Below are 19101 nucleotides of genomic sequence, written 5' to 3' on the forward strand. Positions count from 1 at the left end.
TGGTATCCACGAACCAAACGGCGATTCGGCTCTGGCAGCGGCATAGTTTTAGATCGCCAGTGTACTACCCGACGCCTTCCGTCATCCCACCGCAGGGCTGGTGGATGCTTTTTCATACATCGACAGCTTTGAGTCCCCCAGTTTGACGCTTCATATCGACCTCGGGCATTCTTCCCAAGCTACTGACATCAATAAGGAATAAGCACAATGCAGAAAATCGCCCGCCATGCGTTGACCCTGGGGATCTCACTCGCCGTGGCCGCTACCGCCAGCGCCGCCGATTTCGCCGACATGGAGCCCATCAACCTGCGCCTCGCCCATGTGGTCAACGAGCAGGATGGCTTTCATATCGCTGCCGAGAAGTTTCAGGAGTTGGTGGCAGAACGCACCGAAGGTGCCGTGACCGTCGAAATCTTCCCCAACGCAAGCCTGGGAGACGAACGCACCCTGCTGGAAGGCATGCAGATCGGGACCGTCGACATGGGCGTGATCACCAACGGGCCGGTGGCCAACTTCGTCGAGGAAATGGCGGTGTTCGAACTGCCCTTTCTCTTCCCCTCGCCCGAGGCCGCCTATGAGGTGCTCGACGGACCCATCGGCCAGGAATTGCTGGACAAGCTCGCCGAGGTCAACCTCAAGGGCCTGGCCTATGCGGAGCGCGGCTTTCGCAACCTCACCAACAGCGAGCGCGCGGTTACTACACCAGACGATATCGATGGCCTGCGCATTCGCGTAATGGAGAACCCCGTCTACGTCGACACCTTCCGCGAGCTTGGCGCCAATGCGGTTCCGATGGCCTGGACCGAGGCGCTGACCGCCATGCAACAGGGCACCATCGACGGCCAGGAAAACCCGGTCAATGTCATCCACTCCTTCAAGCTCGACGAGACGCAGAGCCACATGACCCTGTCTCGCCACACCTACGCACCGGCAATCTTCGTCATGGGTATGCCCATCTGGAACCAGCTGCCCGAGGCCGCCCAGGAAGTGCTCGAAACGTCCGCCCAGGACGCCGCCGAGCACGAGCGACGCATGAATGCCGAAATGGAAGCCGAGCAGCTTGCCGAGCTGCGCGAGGCGGGCATGCAGATCGTTGACGAACCCGACATGGCCGCCTTCCAGCAAGCCGTCGCGCCGGTCTACGAGCAATACGGCGAGCAGTTCGGTGATTACCTGCCGCGCATCCAGGAGGCCCTGAAATAAGTGCTGCCCCTGCTCCAGCGCATCGAGCAGGGGATCGACGCCGTCACACGCCCGGTCGTTTTCCTGGCCATGGCGGCGCTGATTGGCGTGATCACCCTGCAGATCATTTCCCGCGTGTTCTTCTCCGCCGTCGGATGGACGGAGGAGGTCGCGCGCTTTCTGCTGGTATGGATCACCTTTCTCGCTGCCACCCTCGCCTACCGCCGCAGGCGCCATATCGCCGTGACCTTCGTGGTCGACGCCCTGCCTCCCAGGATCCGTCAGGCCAGCCGCCTCCTGGCGACCCTAGTGGTAGTGGCATTCATGATCTCGCTGATCGTCATCGGTTATCGATACATGCAGATTCAGAGCTTTCAGAAGTCTGCCTCGCTGCGCCTGTCGATGACCTGGGTCTATGCCGTGATGCCGTTCTGCGCCGCCCTGATGGCCTGGACCTCGCTGGTCGATCTCGTCTCGTTGGTACATAGCGGTCGATACGCCACGGTGAACGACCCCGATAGCGACGCACACGACCCATGACCGCCCTGCTCTTCGCTTGCTTTCTCGGCTTCATGTTGCTCGGCGTGCCCATCGCGCTGACCATCGGCGCCAGCGCAATGATCGCCCTGACAGCCCAGGGAACCCCCCTGATGGTGGTGACCCAGCAGATGTTCCAGGGCATCAACTCCTTCGCCCTGGTCGCCGTGCCGATGTTCATTCTCGCCGGCGACCTGATGGCCCAGGGCAAGGTCAGCGAGAAACTCGTCGATTTCGCTGACTCGCTGTTCGGCTTCCTCAAGGGGGGCCTGTCGATCGTCTCGGTACTGGCGGGCATGTTCTTCGCCGCCATTTCCGGCTCAGGGGCCGCCACCACCGCCGCCGTGGGCTCGAGCCTGGTGCCCGAGCTGCGCAAGAAAGGCTATGACCCCGCCTCCGCCGCGAGCCTGATTGCCGCCAGCGGCACCATCGGCGTGGTCATTCCGCCCTCGGTCCCCATGATCATCTATGCGGTGATCGCCCAGCAATCGGTATCGCAGCTGTTTCTCAGCGGTTTCCTGCCTGGCCTGGCCATGGGGGTGGGGCTGGCGACCATCTCCATCGTCCAGGCCTACCGGCGTAACTACCCGCGAGGCACCGCCTTCTCGCCGGCGACCATCTGGCGCACCTTGAAGAGCGCCAGTTGGGGACTGATGACTCCGGTGATCATCCTTGGCGGTATCTTTTCGGGTGTCTTCACGCCCAGCGAGGCCGCGGTCGTCGCGGTGAACTACGCGCTGCTGGTATCGCTGTTTGTCTACCGTGACCTGACGCTACCCGATGTCTATCGCATCCTGATTCGCTCGGCGGTCACCACCTCGGTGATCATGCTGGTGATCGCCACCTCGGCCGTGCTGAGCTGGACCCTGTCCAGCTGGCAAGTGCCCGGGGCCATCGCCTCGGCGGTCCTGTCGTTCTCCACTGACCCCTATGTCATCATGCTGCTGGTGGTAGGCGTCATCCTGCTGACCGGCGTGTTCATCGAGACAGCCAGTGCGCTGATCATTCTCACGCCGGTACTGCTGCCGCTGGTGTCTCGTATCGGCATCGACCCGATTCATTTCGGGCTTATCATCGTGGTGGGACTGGCGATCGGCATGATCACCCCTCCCGTCGCGATCAATCTGTATGTGGCCTCGTCGGTCACTCGACTGCCGCTGGAGCGTATCACTCGCGCGATCATCCCCTATTTATTGGGGTTGATCGTGGTACTGCTGCTGGTAGTTTATGTCCCGATACTGCTGGGCCTCTCCGGCTAAGGAAGTTTTCATGCATCGTTCAACAAGGCTGGTTACCGCGGGTCTCGCCCTGGCACTGCTGGCCGGCTGCACCACTTACACCTACGAGGATGGCCGCAAGGAAACGGTCTGGGGCGTGCCCACCGAGGACGAGACGAAGACTCGAGAAGAACGGCAGGCGGAAGGTGTGAGATATCGGGAGCCCGGAAAGATACCCGAGTGATCGGGCTCAACCATCGTGCACCGTCTCCTGTCCGGGCGACGCTGACACCTCGGGTATTGCTTGCTTTTTGAAGACAATGCTCAGGTTATTCGCCGGCATCTCCGCGACTCGCTCCAACTTCAAGCCCTGCTGTTCAGCTTCGGCGACCACGCTTTCCAGATGCCGTATCCCCCAACGCGCATCGCGAGCCTTCAGGTCAGCATCGAAGGCCTCGTTGCTCGGTGACGTATGGCGTCCCTCTCGCTGATAGGGTCCATAAAGATAAAGCACCCCACCGTCTACCAAACGCTCTTGCGCACGCATCATCAAGGTTTTGGTGACGAACCACGGCGAGATGTGCACGAGATTGATGGCAACCACGGCATCGACTCTCACGTCAGGCCATACACCCATCACGTCCAGCTCGACGGGCTCGAGAAGGTTCGACAGGCGGGCCTGCTCTCGCCATGCCGCAATGGAGGCAAGTGCTTGCGGTGTCGGGTCGCTGGCCAGCCAGCGCCATCCCGGCATGGCGCTGGCAAAATACACGGCGTGCTCGCCGCTGCCGCTTGCCAGCTCGAGAACGTAGGCTGGCTTGGGAAGTGCTTGCTCGAGCACCTCAAGGATCGGCTGGCGATTGCGCGCCACTGCAGGGCTCTGCAAGCGGAGATCACTCACGGGGTTCCTCATGGCTTGTTAATTCAGTAAAGCTTGATAGTTCAGTAAAGAGTTACTTCCTGCCCCTCGGTTTGCGAGGCGGGTTTGCACCCTGCTGACGAGGCCCCGGCGAGCGGGAGGTTTTCGCCGGCTGGACCGCTGACTTCCGGGGTTTGGGTGTCTTGCGCTTCGCCACCTTGCCGACACCTGGCTTGCCCGAGCTGCCCTTGGCGTCCTGACCTCCCTTGCGTCGGGCCGACCGGCGGCTGGTGTCCTCGGCCTCGGAAGCGGAATGCTCCGTCAGGGAGAGGATCGTCGACACCTCTTTTGCCGTCAGATCCCGCCAGTCCCCAGGCGCCAGCCCCTTGAGCGACACATTCATGATGCGGATGCGCTCGAGCTTCACCACCTCATAGCCGAACACCTCGCACATGCGGCGTATCTGGCGGTTCAGTCCCTGGACCAGGATGATATTGAAGACGAACCGAGACTCCTTGACCACCCGGCACTTGCGGGTGACTTCACCCAGGATCGGCACACCCCCACCCATGCCGGCGATAAACTCATCAGTGATCGGCTTGTTGACGGTGACCCGATACTCCTTCTCGTGCTGGTTGCTCGCGCGCAGGATGCGATTGACTAGGTCGCCGTTGTTGGTCAGGAAGATCAGCCCTTGGGAATCCTTGTCCAGCCGGCCGATGGGAAATATCCGCGCGCCGTGCTTGACGAAGTCGACGATATTGGCCTTTTCGCCGGGTTCCGTGGTGCTGACGATGCCCACCGGCTTGTTGAGCGCGATGAACACCAGGTCCTCTTCTTCCAGCTCCAGCGGCTCGATGACCTGGCCGTTGACCTTCACCACACTGCCCGCGACGACCTGGTCACCCGGGGTGGCGCGCTTGCCGTCGATCCGGACATTGCCCTGTTCGACGTAGCGGTCCGCCTCCCGTCGGGAGCATAGCCCGCTCTCGCTGATGTATTTATTGATCCGTTTCGAGAGGGTCTGGGCCATGGCACACGTCCGGGATGGGATAGGAAAAAGCCGTGGTCGCACGGCACGTTGCTACCTCACACTACAACAGTACTTGAACTTGTGAGGCCTTCCACAGAAGCAGGGATTGTCGTGAGTGATTATGCAATCGCCATCCAGGCAGGTCCATCATCGGCCCGGCTTGGAATCTCGCGCGTATCGATGGGCCGCCAACGCTTCAGGTTGCCACTCACGTGGGTTATCACCCTCTTACGCTCATCATCTTGTCCTGGGTCACTGCAGTGCAGCATGGAGTATGCTACACCAGTAGCCTTGACAGCGGTGACAGCGATGCTCAGAGCCGGAGGTAACAGGATGCCCGAGCGAAAGCCCCATGAACGCCCCAACTGGCATGCCATGACGTCTGACGAGGCGTTGGGAAACCTCGAGAGTTCACTCAAAGGTCTGAGCAGCTCAGAGGCCGAGGCGAGACTGACTCAGTACGGACCCAATGAGCTTCAACAGCAAAAGGGCCGACCCTGGTGGCAGCGCCTGCTGGAGCAGTTCAACAATATTCTGATACTGATCCTCATTTTCGCTGCTGCGGCCAGCCTGTGGCTGGGAGAAGCGTTCGACGCGGGCGCTATCCTCGGCGTGGTGATCATCATTGCGCTGATCGGCTTCTTTCAGGAGGGCAAGGCCGAGCAGGCGCTTGAGAGCATACGACAGATGCTCACGCCACAGGCCCAGGTGATGCGTGACGGCAAACGCGAGACCGTGCCTGCCGAGAACCTGGTACCAGGTGACATCGTACTGATCGAAAGCGGCGATCGGGTACCGGCCGACCTTCGACTCGTGGAAGCCAGGCGCTTTCGCAGCGAAGAGGCCTCGCTGACCGGGGAGTCAACCCCGGTGGACAAGGACACGGCGCCTGTAGAGGCAGCGGCCGACCTGGCCGACCGCAGCAGCATGGCCTACGCCAGCACCATCGTTGTCCAGGGCAACGCCCGGGGCCTGGTGGTGGAAACCGGCATAAACACTCAGATCGGACGCATTTCGGAGATGCTGCGCGGGGTCGAGCAGCTCAAGACTCCGCTACTGCGTCAGATCGACCGCGCCGGCCGGGTCCTCGCCATCTTCATTCTTGTGACTGCCGCCCTGACGGGTGTCATCGGTGCCCTGGTACACGGCCAACCGCTGGGCGACATGTTCATGGCGGCCGTGGGCCTGGCCGTGGCCGCCATCCCCGAAGGCCTGCCGGCCATCGTCACCATCGGTTTGGCGCTCGGAGTCCAGGCCATGGCCAGGCGCAATGCCATCATCCGACGGCTGCCCGCGGTAGAGACGCTAGGCTCCATCTCCACCATCTTCTCGGACAAGACCGGCACCCTGACCCGTAACGAGATGACTGCCCAGGCGATCTGGCTGCCGCAAGGCGAGCTCCGCATCAAGGGCATCGGCTTCGCCCCGGAGGGCAGCTTCCATCGGATTGGCAACAGCGAGCCGGCGGCAACGGCGCTGAATCTCGACGAGAACCACGCCCTGCGCCACTTCCTCAAGGTCGGGGTGCTGTGTAACGACGCCGAACTCGCCGAAGAGGACGGTCGTTGGCAGATACACGGCGATCCTACCGAGGGCGCCCTGGTGGTTGCTGCGGCCAAGGTGGGCCTGACCACCGGGAAGCTGCGCGGCGACCACGACCGTAAGGATGCTATTCCCTTCGAGTCCGAGCGCAAATACATGGCCACTCTCCATGAAGTGGATGGCGAACCGTTGCTGCTGGTCAAGGGCGCCCCGGACCGTCTGCTGGAGATGTGTCACCGTGTCCGCGAAGACGGCCAGGACAGCGAACTGGATGTGGCTCTGTGGGAGGAGCGTATCCATGACCTCTCCGCACGCGGCCTGCGGGTACTGGCGCTGGCCGAGAAGCCGATTCACGACGTCCATGAGCTAGAGGACGAGCACGCCGAGGAAGGATTGGTGCTGCTGGGCCTGGTGGGGCTGCTCGACCCGCCCCGAGACGAGGCCATCGAGGCGGTCAAGGACTGCCAGACTGCCGGCATCCGTCCGGTGATGATCACCGGAGATCATGCGGTAACGGCGCTAGCCATCGCCAGGCAGCTGGGCTTCGTCCACACCGAGCGGGCCATCAGCGGCCGCGAGATCGAGGCGATGTCCGACGCAGAGCTCGAGGCGATCATCCTTGAAGTGGACGTTTTTGCCCGCGCTGCGCCTGAACACAAGCTGCGCCTGGTCAAGGCGATGCAGGCCCGCGGCGGCATCTGCGCCATGACCGGTGACGGGGTCAACGACGGCCCGGCACTCAAGCGCGCCGACGTCGGCGTGGCCATGGGTATTCAAGGCACCGAGGCCGCCAAGGAGGCCGCCGAGATGGTGCTCGCTGACGACAACTTTGCCACCATCGTCGGGGCCATCCGCGAAGGCCGCAAGGTCTACGACAACATCCGCAAGACCATCACTTTCCTGCTGCCCACCAACGGCGGCCAAGGCCTAGCCATCATGCTTGCCGTGCTGGCCGGCACCACCCTGCCGGTGACACCGCTGCAGGCGCTATGGGTGAATATGGTGGTGGCGGTGACCCTGGGTCTCGCTCTGGCCTTTGAGGACGCCGAGCCCGACATCATGCAGCGCCGGCCACGGGACCCCGACGCCGCCCTGCTCGACCTCTTCCTGCTGTGGCGCGTCGTCTTCGTCTCGCTGCTGCTGCTCGCCGGCGTGTTCGGCATGTTCTCCTGGATTCTCTACGGCCAGGGCGGCAGTATCGAGCTGGCCCGCGCCGGCGCGGTGAACATGCTGGTGACGGGCAGCGCCGCTTACCTGATCAACAGCCGCTTCCTGCTCAACAGCACGCTGTCGATCCCCGGCATCTTCGGCAGCCGCCCGGTGTGGATCGCCATCGGCCTGGTCATGGTCCTGCAGCTTGCCTGGACATACCTGCCCTTCATGCAGTTGACCTTCGGTAGCGCCGCGCTGGGTCTTGGCCACTGGACGGTGATCCTGACCGGCAGCATGGCGATCTACCTCGTCGTCGAATTGGAGAAGCGGATCCTGCGCACCCGAGCCCACGGCAGGCGGAGTCGAGCACCGCACGGGCATTATCCACGCCTGCGGTAACAACTCCACAACGCACGCGACCTGCAGCGCGGCGAGACCTGTGCTACTCCTAGATCATCATGGAAGATAATGGATGACAAGGGAGAAACGGCATGCCCGATCACGACGGCAAGGGAGATAAGGAAGAGAAGGAGCGGACACCCTGGCACGCCATGGCCGGCGACGAGGTGCTCGAGCGCCTCGACTCCCGTAAAGAAGGCCTCAGCGACGACGAAGCCAGAGAGCGGCTCAGCCAGCACGGCCCCAACCGGCTGCAGCAGGACGAAGGCCAGCCCTGGTGGCGTCGCCTGCTTGCCCAGTTCAATAATGTTCTGATGCTAATCCTGATCGTCGCGGCAATCGCCAGCCTGCTGCTGGGGAAGAGCCTCGACGCCGCGGTGATACTCGCCGTTGTGGTCATCATCGCCCTGATCGGTTTTTTCCAGGAGGGCAAGGCCGAAAAGGCGCTGGACAGCATACGGGACATGCTCTCGCCCCAGGCTTCGGCCCGCCGTGGCGGGCGCGAGACGAAGATCGACGCCGAGGAGCTCGTGCCCGGCGACATCGTGCACTTGGAGAGTGGCGACCGCGTGCCCGCCGACATCCGACTGCTCGAGGCCAAGCGGCTCAACGCCGAGGAAGCCGCGCTGACCGGGGAGTCCACGCCGGTTGACAAGAGCGAAGAGCCGGTGGAGGAGGATGCCGACCTAGCCGATCGCAGCGCCATGCTGTTCGCCGGCACCATCGTCGCCAAGGGCAACGCCACCGGCGTAGTGGTACAGACCGGGGCACAGACCGAGATCGGGCGCATTTCCGAGATGCTGCGCGGGGTCGAGCAGCTCAAGACACCGCTGGTGCAGCAGCTCGATCGTGCCGGACGCATTCTCGCCATCTTCATCCTTGTCGCCGCGGTCCTGACCGGCGCCATCGGCGTGCTGGTGCATGAACAGCCCTGGACAGAAATGTTCATGGCAAGCGTGGGGCTCGCCGTCGCCGCCATCCCCGAGGGGCTGCCGGCCATCGTCACCATCTCCCTGGCCCTGGGCGTGCAGACCATGGCGAGCAAGAACGCCATCGTTCGGCGCCTGCCAGCGGTGGAGACCCTCGGCTCCATCTCCACCATCTTCTCCGACAAGACCGGTACGCTGACGCGCAACGAGATGACCGCTCAGGCCATCTGGCTAGCCGAGCGCGAGATACGCCTGTCGGGCATCGGCTTCGCCCCCGAGGGCAAGCTGTACGACCCCGAACGCAGCGACAGCGAGGAGGACGCCGAGGCGCTCTCGCTGGAGGAGGTTCCCGCCCTCTCCCGCTTCCTGCTCGCCGGCGCGCTGTGCAACGACGCCGAGCTTGTCCACGAGGAGGAGGAGTGGTCCATCGACGGCGACCCCACCGAGGGCGCGCTGGTGGTCGCGGCGGCCAAGGCCGGGCTGGATATCGGCGACCTGCGCAACGAGCATGAGCGTCGCGACGCCATTCCCTTCGACTCCGAGCGCAAGTACATGGCCACCCTCAACGACTTCGACGAGGGGCCACGCCTGCTGGTCAAGGGCGCACCGGATCGCCTGCTTGACATGTGCGACAAGGCGCGTGGCGACGAAGGCGATAGCGAGCTGGATCGCGATACCTGGCAGGGGCGCATTCACGACCTCTCCTCGCGCGGCCTGCGGGTGCTCGCGTTGGCCGAGAAGGAGACACCCGACACCAGCCGCGAGCTCGACGACGACGAGGTCGAGCACGGCCTGGTACTGCTCGGCCTCGTCGGGCTTCTCGACCCACCCCGCGAGGCCGCCATAGAGGCCGTCGAGAACTGCCAGCAGGCCGGCATCCGGCCGGTGATGGTGACCGGCGATCACGCCGTCACGGCCTGCGCCATCGCCGATCAGCTCGGTTTCAAGCGCACCGACCGCGCCCTGAGCGGCCATGAGATCGAGGAGATGAGCGACGAGGAGCTGGAGCGCGAGATCACCGAGGTCGACGTCTTCGCCCGGGCCGCGCCGGAGCACAAGCTGCGGCTGGTGCAGGCGATGCAAGCGCGGGGCGGCATCTGCGCCATGACCGGCGACGGCGTCAACGACGGCCCCGCACTCAAGCGAGCCGACGTGGGCGTGGCCATGGGCATCCAGGGCACCGAGGCGGCCAAGGAGGCCGCCGAGATGGTGCTGACCGACGACAACTTCGCCACCATCGTCGGCGCCGTGGCCGAAGGGCGCAAGGTCTACGACAACATCCGTAAGTCGATCACTTTCATCCTGCCCACCAACGGCGCCGAGAGCCTGGCGATACTGCTCGCCATCCTGGCGGGCTTCACGCTGCCCATCACCGGCCTGCAGGTGCTGTGGGTCAACATGATCACTGCCGTGACCCTCGGCGTGGCCCTGGTCTTCGAGCTGGCCGAGGCGAACGTGATGCAGCGTCAGCCCCGCGATCCGGCCGCCCCGCTGCTCGACCTCTTCATGCTGTGGCGGGTGATCTTCGTCTCGATCCTGATGGTGCTGTGCATCTTCGGCATCTTCCTCTGGATCCTGCACGGCCAGGGCGGCAGCATCGAGCTGGCCCGCGCCGGTGCGGTCAACATGCTGGTGGCGGCCGAGGTCGTCTACCTGATCAACAGCCGCTTTCTCATCGACAGCAGCCTGTCGCTGAAGGGCATCCTCGGCAGCAGGGCCGTGCTCCTGGCCATCGGGCTGGTGGCAGTCTTCCAGCTGGCCTGGACCTACCTCCCCTTCATGCAGGCCATCTTCGGCACCGCCGCCCTCTCCCTGCTTCACTGGGTCGTGATCGCCGCCGCCAGCATCGTGATCTTTCTTATCGTGGAGGGTGAGAAGGGGCTGCTGCGGCGCCGCGAGGCCGCTCGTCGGCGAGACGCGGCCACTTCTGATTCGGGAGGCGACGCAAAGAAGAAGCCCGCCGCGACCAGCTGATCACCGCCTCGATCGGGTCCGTGCCGTAGCCACGGCGCTGAGCGGGTCCTCCGGCCAGGGGTGTTTCGGATAGCGGCCGCGCATTTCCTTGCGCACCTGCGGGTAGCCATTACGCCAGAAACTCTCCAGATCACGAGTCACCTGCAACGGCCGGCGTGCCGGCGACAACAGGTGCACCAGCACCGGGACTTGCCCTCGTACCAGGCGCGGCGTCGTCCGCCAGCCGAACAGCTCCTGAAGCTTGGCGGCCAGCACTGGCTCGCCATCCTGCAGGCAGGGCGTATAGTCCACCTGCACGAACGACCCGCTGGGCACGGGCAAGCGTTCGGGGGCTAGCTCCTCGAGGCAAGCGCGCCGGGATCCGTCCAGGCTATCCCGCAGGAAGCGCCCCAGCGGCAACCGGTCGAGGGCATCGAGCCGGTTCTCCCGATCGAGATAGAGGGCCAGCCAGGTATCGAGGCGATCCAGGAGCGAGGCCGTCGACCAGTCGGGCCAGGCATCACCTTCGATGCGCCGCAACAGCGCCATCCGTCCGCGCAGCTGATCGTCTGCCGGCGTGAAAGCCAGTGTGCCACGTCGACGCACCGCTTCGAGCAGTGCTTGATGCACCGCCTCGCGCGGCATCTTCTGTAGCGGCTTGCGCGCCAGGACTACCGCCCCCAGTCCACGCACCTGCTCGCCAAGCAGCTTGCCCTCGCTGTCCGACCATTCGAGGCGGGTGCGCCACTCGAGTGACTCGGGATACAAGGCCTCAAGCCGCCGGGAAGACAGCGACACGGCGCGAAAGATGCGCGCCTCACCGTTTTGCCCGTCGAGCTCGACCGCCACCAGCAATTCGCTATGGGCCAAGGGGGTGTCTTCCGGCAGCGTCGCAAGCCCACCGCCGACCAGGCGAAAGCAACCCGGCTCGAGCCGTTGGCCGACGCGCTCCGGATACGCCAACGCCAGCAACTCTCCCAGCGGGGCCAGACTGGCAACCTCCAGCTCACAACCGGCAATTCGCGCCAGCCGTCGCGCATCTCGCTGCCATGGCCCGTTGGATCGCTCCGCCAGGCGTGATTGGAGGGCGCGTTCCAGGTCGCGTTCGCCGTCCAGTTCGCGGGTTTCAAGGGTGGCCACCACGGCGCAGGCCAGCGGCCGGGCCTGGAGATCAACGGCCCGCGTCAGCATCACGGCCAGCCGCGGGTGGGTTGGCCAGCGCACACAGGCGCACCCTAGCGCGGTAAGGTGAAAGGCGTCATCGAGCACGCTGAGACGCTGCAGCAACTCTCGCCCTGCCGCCAAGGCCGCAGCGGGCGGCGGCGTCACCCAGGCCAGGGCCGCCGGATCGCTGATGCCCCAGCGCGCCAGCTCGAAGGCCAACGGCGCCAGATCGGCCTGGCGGATCTCCGGCTCGCCGTGGGGGATCAGCGGCTGCTCCTCGGCCCACAGGCGAAGACAGAGACCGGGGCCCTGGCGACCAGCCCGGCCACGGCGCTGATCGGCGCTGGCGCGGTTGACCCGCCGGGTTTCCAGTCGCGTGAGCCCGGTGCGCGGCTGATACACCGGCACCCGTTCCTGCCCGGCGTCGATCACGATGCGCACGCCATCCACGGTCACGCTCGATTCCGCGATAGCGGTGGCCAGCACGACGCGACGACGACCCTCGGGATCGCGACGCAAGGCGCGACGCTGCTCGGCCAGCGACAGGCGACCGTGCAACTCCCTCACTTCGAACGACGCTGTCTGGACATCGAGCTGCCGGGCCAGGCGGCGTATTTCACCCACCCCAGGGAGAATCACCAGCGCATCGCCGCCTTCGAAGCCGTCAGACTGCAAGGCCTCATTCACTACCGCGGCCTGCTGACGGGCGGTGTCCTCGCGGCTGTTCAAGGGCCGATAGCGGGTTTCGACGGCAAAGCTGCGTCCCGGGCAGTCAATGATCGGCGTCGACTCGCCGAGTACCGCAAGCAGGCTGGGCACATCCAGGGTCGCCGACATCACCAGCAGTCGCAGATCCTCACGCAGCCCCTGCTGGGCATCCAAGGCCAATGCCAGCCCGAGATCGGCCTCAAGGCTGCGCTCATGAAACTCGTCAAAGACGAGCCCGGCCACGCCCTCAAGCAGCGGGTCGTCCTGCAACAGTCGCGTCAATACGCCCTGAGTGACCACTTCGAGACGTGTGGACGGTCCCGTCCGGCTTTCGCCGCGCATGCGATACCCAACGGTTTCCCCCACACGCTCGCCGAGCTGCTCTGCCATGTAACCGGCTGCCAGACGGGCGGCCACTCGGCGCGGCTCCAGCAGCAACAGCTTGCCGCTGCGACACCAGGGCTCGTCGAGCAGGGCCAGCGGCACCCGCGTGGTCTTGCCGGCACCAGGGGCGGCGATCAACAGGGCACGTGTATGTTCGGCGAGTACCGACCGGATGGCCTGGAGCCGGGAATCAATGGGCAGCGCCATCATTGCCATGTCGAGCGCATCACGCCTGGCGAGGCGTGACGCCACATCCCTTGAGAATTACTTGGGTCAGAAAGCCGGTAATGGCCTCCACATCGCTGTCCGTCAGCGCGTCCTTGTCGGTGATACCGAGTACCTGGGCCTCGAAATCGGCGTAGTGCTGGGTAGCCGACCAGATCAGGAAGATCAGCCAGACCGGATCAACCGGGTCCATCAGCCCACGCGCGCTCCATTGCTCGAAAATCCGCGCCCGCGCCTTCACCCAATCGCGCAGTTCGCCGCGTAGATAGTCCTGGAGAAAGGGCGCGCCGCCGAGGATCTCGGCGGCGAAAAGCCGCGAGCCTTCTGGATGGCGACGAGACAGCTGCATCTTGCTGCGGATGAAACTTTCCAGGACTTCCGCCGGGTCGTCATCCACCGAGATATCATCGAGTAAGGCATTCCAGCGCGCCATCATGCGCTCCAGCAGGCGGACGTAGAGGCCACGCTTGCTGCCCATGTAATACAGGACGTTCGATTTGGGCAGACCCGCTTCATGGGCGATGGCCTGCAGGCTGGCGCCACGAAAGCCGTGCTGGGCGAAGATCCGTTCGGCGGCGGCGAGGATAGCTCGCTCGTTGCGCTCGCGGATCGCCCCGTTGGCTTCGCCTTTTTCTTCGCCCGTATCTTGGGGCACCTTGCATAGCGTCATCGACTGCCTCACTACCCTGACGGGGCGCTGCGATGGCCCGGGAAGGACAAGTGACGGCGATAGTGCCCCACCCTGCCACCGTGTGCAAACGACCTTGCAACGCCCGCTTTTTTGAACCAAGCTTGAGATATCCTGACCGAATGGTCAGTAACTTGACCAGGCCAGGCCTGCGGATATTGATGCTGAGCGCCCAACCGAGGGCCAAGCTGTTAGCGCGGCGCCTGATGACATCTTCACAGGCACCTACCCACGAGAGACCCGGGCATGATTGATTTCCTATTCAACGGACGGCCACGCCATTGCGAGGCAGCCCCCGAAACCAGCGTACTTGAACTGCTGCGTGAAACCCTCGGCACCACGGGTACCAAGGAGGGGTGCGCGTCCGGCGACTGCGGTGCCTGCACTGTTGCCATCGGCGAAACAGGGCCCGACGGGGAGCTGCGCTACCATAGCGCCAATGCCTGCATCACCCCGGCCCATCAACTGAATGGACGCCACTTGATCACCGTGGATGGCCTCGCTGACGGCAGCGGCCTCCATCCCGCCCAGGCCGCCATGGTCGCCTGCCATGGCAGCCAGTGCGGCTTCTGCACCCCGGGCATCGTCATGTCGCTGTTCACCCTTCATGAGGAGCGGCGCCGGCAGGCCGACAGGGCCTTGGCACCGCTGACGCCGCAACGTCTCGAGGCCGCCTTGGGCGGGAATCTTTGCCGCTGTACCGGCTACCGCCCGATCCGCGACGCCGCGCTGACCATGAACGAGCACCCGGAGCATCGCCCGCTGTGGATGGACGCCGCCGCTCCTGAGCCGAAAGCCCAGCACGCCGCTGATGAAAGTTCCTTTGCCCAGCCCACCACGCTCGCCGAATTGATCGAGTGCCTGGCGCGCCACCCCGAGGCGCGGCTCGTTGCCGGGGCCACCGACCTGTGGCTGGAGAGCACCCAGCGCCTGGTGCGCTTCGAGCGGCTGATCGATGTCACTCGCGTCGCCGAATTGAACGTCATCGAGGAAACCACCCTCGAAGATGGCCGCGAGGGCTGGTGGATCGGCGCTGCGGTGACCTATGCCCGTATCGAGCCGCTGCTCGAAGAGCATTTTGACGCCTTCGCCCACCTGCTGCATCGGCTGGGCTCTTCCCAGATTCGCAACCGGGGCACCCTGGGCGGCAACGTGGCCAATGCTTCGCCGATCGGCGACACCCCACCGGTACTGCTAGCGCTGGGGTCGCGCCTGCGTCTGGTCGGCCCCAAGGGTGAGCGCGAATTGCCGCTGGAAGAGTTCTTTCTCGACTACAAGCGTACCGCCCTGCAGCGGGGCGAAGCGATCCGCGCCGTGTTCCTGCCCCGCCCCGTCAGGGGGGAAACGCTCAAGGTATGGAAGCTGTCCAAACGGCGAGAGGATGACATTTCCGCGGTGCTCGGGGCCTTCGCCTGGCGCCTGGAGGATGGCGTCCTGTACGACGTACGCCTGGCCTTTGGCGGCATGGCGGCAATTCCCAAGCGCGCCGCTCGTGCCGAGGCGGCGCTGGAGGGCCAGGCCCCCGATGCGGCAGCCTTCCTTGCTGCACGCGAAGCCTTGGCCGAGGACTTCCAGCCCATGTCCGACGTGCGCGGCAGCGCCGAATACCGCAGGCTCTCCGCCGCCAACCTGCTAGAGCGCCTGCGCCTCGTGATCGCTCAAGCCGAGTCCGATAGCCCCCGGGAGGTGATGCTCCATGCGTACGCTCACTAAGCTTTCCAAGGCGCCCGCCGCCGCGCCGCATACCAAGGCGCCCGAAACCGCGCCAGAGAACGCCGCCGCCGACGTGAGCGCTGAGTCGGAAACTGCCCGTCACGAGCTCGAGGGACGCATCAAGGGCGACGGTCCCCTTGCCCGCGACACGGTTCCCTATACCAATACTCACCCGCACTCCCAGGCCCATGAGAGCGCGGTCAAGCATGTCACCGGGCGTGCCGCCTACATCGATGATCTGAGCGCCCCGGCCGATACCCTGCATGTGGCGCTGGGCCTTTCGCCCGTCGCCCACGGCCGCCTGACCCGCCTCGAGCTGGACAAGGTCAAGGCCATGCCTGGCGTCGTAGATGCCATTGCCGTGAGTGATGTACCCGGCCATACCGATATCGGCCCCGTCTTCCCCGGCGACCCCATCTTCGTCGAGGATGAGATCAGCTACGTCGGCCAGGTCATCTTCGCCGTGGCCGCCGAAAGTCACCGTGCCGCGCGGGAAGCCGTCCTGGCGGCAGTCGTGGAGATCGACGAGCAGGCCGCCTGTCTCGACCCGGTCGTCGCCGCCGAGCGGCAAGAATTCGTGCGCCCCACCCACGTCCAGCAGAGTGGCGACTGGGAGCAGGCGCTACAGAATGCCACCTTGATCGTGGAAGACGAGCAGTTCGTCGGCGGCCAGGAGCATTTCTACCTGGAAGGCCAGGCCTGCCTGGTGCAGCCCACCGAGGATGAAGGTGTGGTGGTGTTCACCTCCAACCAGCACCCCAGCGAAACCCAGAAACTGGTGGCCGAAGTACTGGGCGTCCCGTTTCACGCCGTGACCGTGGAGGTGCGCCGCATGGGTGGCGGCTTCGGCGGCAAGGAAACCCAGGCCTCGCCCTGGGCCTGCATCGCTGCGCTGTTTGCCCGGCGCACCGGCCGCACCACCCGTGTGCGCCTGCCCCGCGCCGAGGACATGCGCGCCACCGGCAAGCGCCATCCGTTCCATAACCGCTATCGGCTGGGTGTCAACGACCGGGGCGTGATCCAGGGCGGCGAGATTACCGTGATCGGCGACTGCGGCTATTCCCCCGACCTGTCGGACGCCATCGTCGACCGCGCCATGTTCCACAGCGACAACGCCTACTCACTGGGCGATGCCCGGGTGACGGGCCATCGCGCCCGCACCCATACCGCTTCGAATACCGCTTTCCGCGGCTTCGGTGGCCCCCAGGGCATGATGGTGATCGAGGCGGCGATGGACGACATCGCTCGACGTATCGGCGAGGATCCGCTGACGGTGCGCAAGCGTAACTTCTACCGCCCCGGCCGCCAGATGACTCACTACGGCCAACAGGTGGATCAGATCGCCCTGCTCAAGGAACTGGTCGAGCAGCTCGAGACCAGCAGCGACTACTGGGAAAGGCGCCGCGCGATCACCGAGTTCAATGCCGAGAGCCCGATCGTCAAGCGCGGCCTGGCGCTGACGCCGGTGAAATTCGGCATCTCCTTCACCGCCAAGCACCTCAATCAGGCCGGCGCATTACTGCACGTCTATACCGACGGCAGCGTCATGATCAACCATGGCGGCACCGAGATGGGCCAGGGCCTGCATACCAAGATCTGCCAGGTGGTAGCCCGCGAACTGGGCCTCGATACCGACGAGGTGCGCATCAGCGCCACTCGTACCGACAAGGTACCCAACACCTCGCCCACGGCGGCGTCCAGTGGCGCCGACCTCAACGGCCAGGCCGCCCGCGACGCCTGCGTGAAGCTCAAGGAGCGCCTGTTTGACTTCGCGCATGAGCATCTCTACCAGGGCCAGGGTCTCGAGCGCGAAGGCATGCGCCTGGAGGCCGGCCATCTGGTGGCAGGCCATGGCGAGAGCGAGCGTCGCATCTCTTGGGGCGAGCTGATCCAGTCCGCCTATCTCAACCGCATCTCGCTCTCCGAGAAAGGCTTCTACGCCACGCCGCTGATTCACTACGATCGCAACGTCGGCCAGGGTCGCCCCTTCTACTACTACGCCTTCGGGGCCGCCGTAGCGGAGGTCAGCGTCGATACGCTCACCGGTGAGTCCCAGGTCGATCGGGTCGATATCCTTCACGATGTGGGCGACTCGCTGAACCCGGCCATCGACCTCGGCCAGGTGGAGGGCGGCTTCATCCAGGGCATGGGCTGGCTGACCAGCGAAGAACTCAAATGGAACGAGGCCGGCCGGCTGATCTCCGATGGCCCGGCCACCTATAAGATTCCTACCTATGGCGATCTACCCCCGGTGTTTAACGTCAGGCTGCTGGAGGGACACCCCAACTCGATGGCCAGCATCTATCGCTCCAAGGCCGTGGGCGAGCCGCCCTTGATGCTCGGCATGGCGGTGTGGTCGGCGTTGCGCGACGCCCTGGCGAGCCTTGCCGACTACGCCGAGGCACCGCGCCTCGACACCCCGGCCACGCCGGAACGGGTACTGATGGCCGCCGAGACCCTGCGGGCTAAATATGGTGCCTGGCCGCTGAAAAAGAGTGGCGTGTGATGAGCGCATCGCGTCCGCAAGCCTGGCATGAGGCCCTGCACCGCTTGCAACGGGATGGCCTTCCCCACGCGCTTGCTACCGTTGTGACCAGTGCCGGCTCCACCCCCCGTGAGCCCGGCGCCCGCATGGTGATCACGGCAGACGCCATCCACGACACCCTCGGCGGTGGCACCTTCGAATTCCAGGTGATCGACTCGGCCCGCGAGCGGCTGGCCTCCGGAACGCTCGGCATGAGCCTCGAGGCCTTCGCCCTGGGTGGGCGCAGCGGCCAATGTTGCGGCGGCTTCGTCAATGTGCTGCTGGAGATCTTTCCCGGCAGTGCGGCGACGCTCGCCATCTTCGGCGCCGGCCATGTCGGCACCGAGATGGTCCGGTTGGCCGCCCCGCTGCCCTGGCGAGTTCTGTGGCATGACAGCCGCGACGGCGTCTTCCCCGACTGGGCCGAGCTGCAGCCGCGTCTAACCTGTCGCCACCCAGCGGACTCACGAGCCGCTGTGGCCGCGCTGCCCGTGAACAGCCATGCGCTGGTATTGACCCATGACCACGCAGAGGACCGCGAGCTGATCGATGCCCTGCTGGCGCGCGGCGACATGGCCTCGATCGGCCTGATCGGCTCGAAGAGCAAGCGGGCCAGCTTCCGCTCGCGACTCAAGGATGCCGGACACGACGACGCGGCCCTGGCCACGGTGCGCTGCCCCATCGGCACCGCAAGTGGTGGCACCGGAGGCGACAAGACGCCCTACGCCATTGCGCTTGCCGCCCTGGCCGAGCTGCTGCCTCTGGTGGGCACCCATGAGCGGGCAGACCAGCGCGGCCTCGACCCGGCAGAACTGCGCCAGATATTCAACTAGTGCTTTTAGTGCTTTCTAGCCACTGGAGCGGCCAAGCTCATATAGCTTCAAGTTTTTAC

General features: G+C 64.9%; 13 protein-coding genes. 9 read left to right on the forward strand and 4 right to left on the reverse strand.

Annotated elements, in window-relative coordinates; genetic code table 11:
* The first annotated feature begins 207 nt into the window (after positions 1-207).
* From BM341_RS00875 to BM341_RS00890, 4 genes are read left to right on the forward strand one after another with little or no spacing between them, the layout of a single operon-like run.
* Positions 208-1203 carry a TRAP transporter substrate-binding protein gene (locus BM341_RS00875; protein ID WP_089791976.1) on the forward strand — a complete coding sequence of 332 codons (996 nt, stop codon included), beginning with the start codon at positions 208-210 and terminating at the stop codon, positions 1201-1203.
* 9 nt (positions 1204-1212) lie between these two features.
* Entirely contained in the window at positions 1213-1722 is a 510-nt protein-coding gene (locus tag BM341_RS00880) for a TRAP transporter small permease (protein ID WP_245784130.1), read from the forward strand.
* Positions 1719-2978 carry a TRAP transporter large permease gene (locus BM341_RS00885; protein WP_089791978.1) on the forward strand — a complete coding sequence of 420 codons (1260 nt, stop codon included), beginning with the start codon at positions 1719-1721 and terminating at the stop codon, positions 2976-2978. The genes BM341_RS00880 and BM341_RS00885 overlap by 4 nt, the downstream gene beginning before the upstream one ends.
* Positions 2979-2988: 10 nt before the next feature.
* Positions 2989-3180, forward strand: a complete 192-nt coding sequence (locus BM341_RS00890) for a hypothetical protein (RefSeq protein ID WP_089791980.1) — start codon at positions 2989-2991, stop codon at positions 3178-3180.
* A gap of 6 nt (positions 3181-3186) precedes the next feature.
* Here BM341_RS00890 and BM341_RS00895 read toward each other — a convergent pair whose 3' ends face one another.
* A complete protein-coding gene (locus BM341_RS00895; protein WP_245784110.1) occupies positions 3187-3837 on the reverse strand; it encodes a DUF938 domain-containing protein in 651 nt (216 codons plus the stop codon).
* Positions 3838-3889: 52 nt separating this feature from the next.
* Positions 3890-4828 carry a 23S rRNA pseudouridine(2604) synthase RluF gene (gene rluF / locus BM341_RS00900; RefSeq protein WP_089791984.1) on the reverse strand — a complete coding sequence of 313 codons (939 nt, stop codon included), beginning with the start codon at positions 4826-4828 and terminating at the stop codon, positions 3890-3892.
* A 333-nt stretch (positions 4829-5161) separates the two neighbouring features.
* Here rluF and BM341_RS00905 point away from each other — a divergent pair, with 333 nt between their 5' ends.
* Positions 5162-7921, forward strand: coding sequence for a cation-translocating P-type ATPase (locus tag BM341_RS00905; RefSeq protein ID WP_089791986.1), 2760 nt, complete (start codon positions 5162-5164; stop codon positions 7919-7921).
* 92 nt (positions 7922-8013) lie between these two features.
* Positions 8014-10824, forward strand: coding sequence for a cation-transporting P-type ATPase (locus BM341_RS00910; RefSeq protein WP_089791988.1), 2811 nt, complete (start codon positions 8014-8016; stop codon positions 10822-10824).
* Here BM341_RS00910 and hrpB read toward each other — a convergent pair whose 3' ends face one another.
* The gene (hrpB, locus tag BM341_RS00915; protein ID WP_342713847.1) at positions 10825-13311 is read right to left on the reverse strand and encodes an ATP-dependent helicase HrpB; all 2487 of its coding nucleotides are present in this window, start codon (positions 13309-13311) and stop codon (positions 10825-10827) included.
* Positions 13286-13954, reverse strand: a complete 669-nt coding sequence (locus BM341_RS00920; protein WP_089791991.1) for a TetR/AcrR family transcriptional regulator — start codon at positions 13952-13954, stop codon at positions 13286-13288. The genes hrpB and BM341_RS00920 overlap by 26 nt, the downstream gene beginning before the upstream one ends.
* 264 nt (positions 13955-14218) lie before the next feature.
* Here BM341_RS00920 and xdhA point away from each other — a divergent pair, with 264 nt between their 5' ends.
* From xdhA to xdhC, 3 genes are read left to right on the forward strand one after another with little or no spacing between them, the layout of a single operon-like run.
* On the forward strand, positions 14219-15685 hold the full coding sequence (xdhA, locus tag BM341_RS00925) for a xanthine dehydrogenase small subunit (protein WP_089791993.1): 1467 nt from the start codon (positions 14219-14221) through the stop codon (positions 15683-15685).
* Positions 15669-18191 (forward strand): xanthine dehydrogenase molybdopterin binding subunit, encoded by a 2523-nt coding sequence (gene xdhB / locus BM341_RS00930; protein WP_245784111.1) that lies wholly within the window; start codon positions 15669-15671, stop codon positions 18189-18191. The genes xdhA and xdhB overlap by 17 nt, the downstream gene beginning before the upstream one ends.
* Positions 18191-19042 carry a xanthine dehydrogenase accessory protein XdhC gene (gene xdhC / locus BM341_RS00935; RefSeq protein WP_089791995.1) on the forward strand — a complete coding sequence of 284 codons (852 nt, stop codon included), beginning with the start codon at positions 18191-18193 and terminating at the stop codon, positions 19040-19042. Before xdhB ends, xdhC begins: the two co-directional genes overlap by 1 nt.
* Positions 19043-19101: the final 59 nt, after the last annotated feature.

The organism is Halomonas korlensis (genome assembly GCF_900116705.1).
GTDB lineage: Bacteria > Pseudomonadota > Gammaproteobacteria > Pseudomonadales > Halomonadaceae > Halomonas > Halomonas korlensis.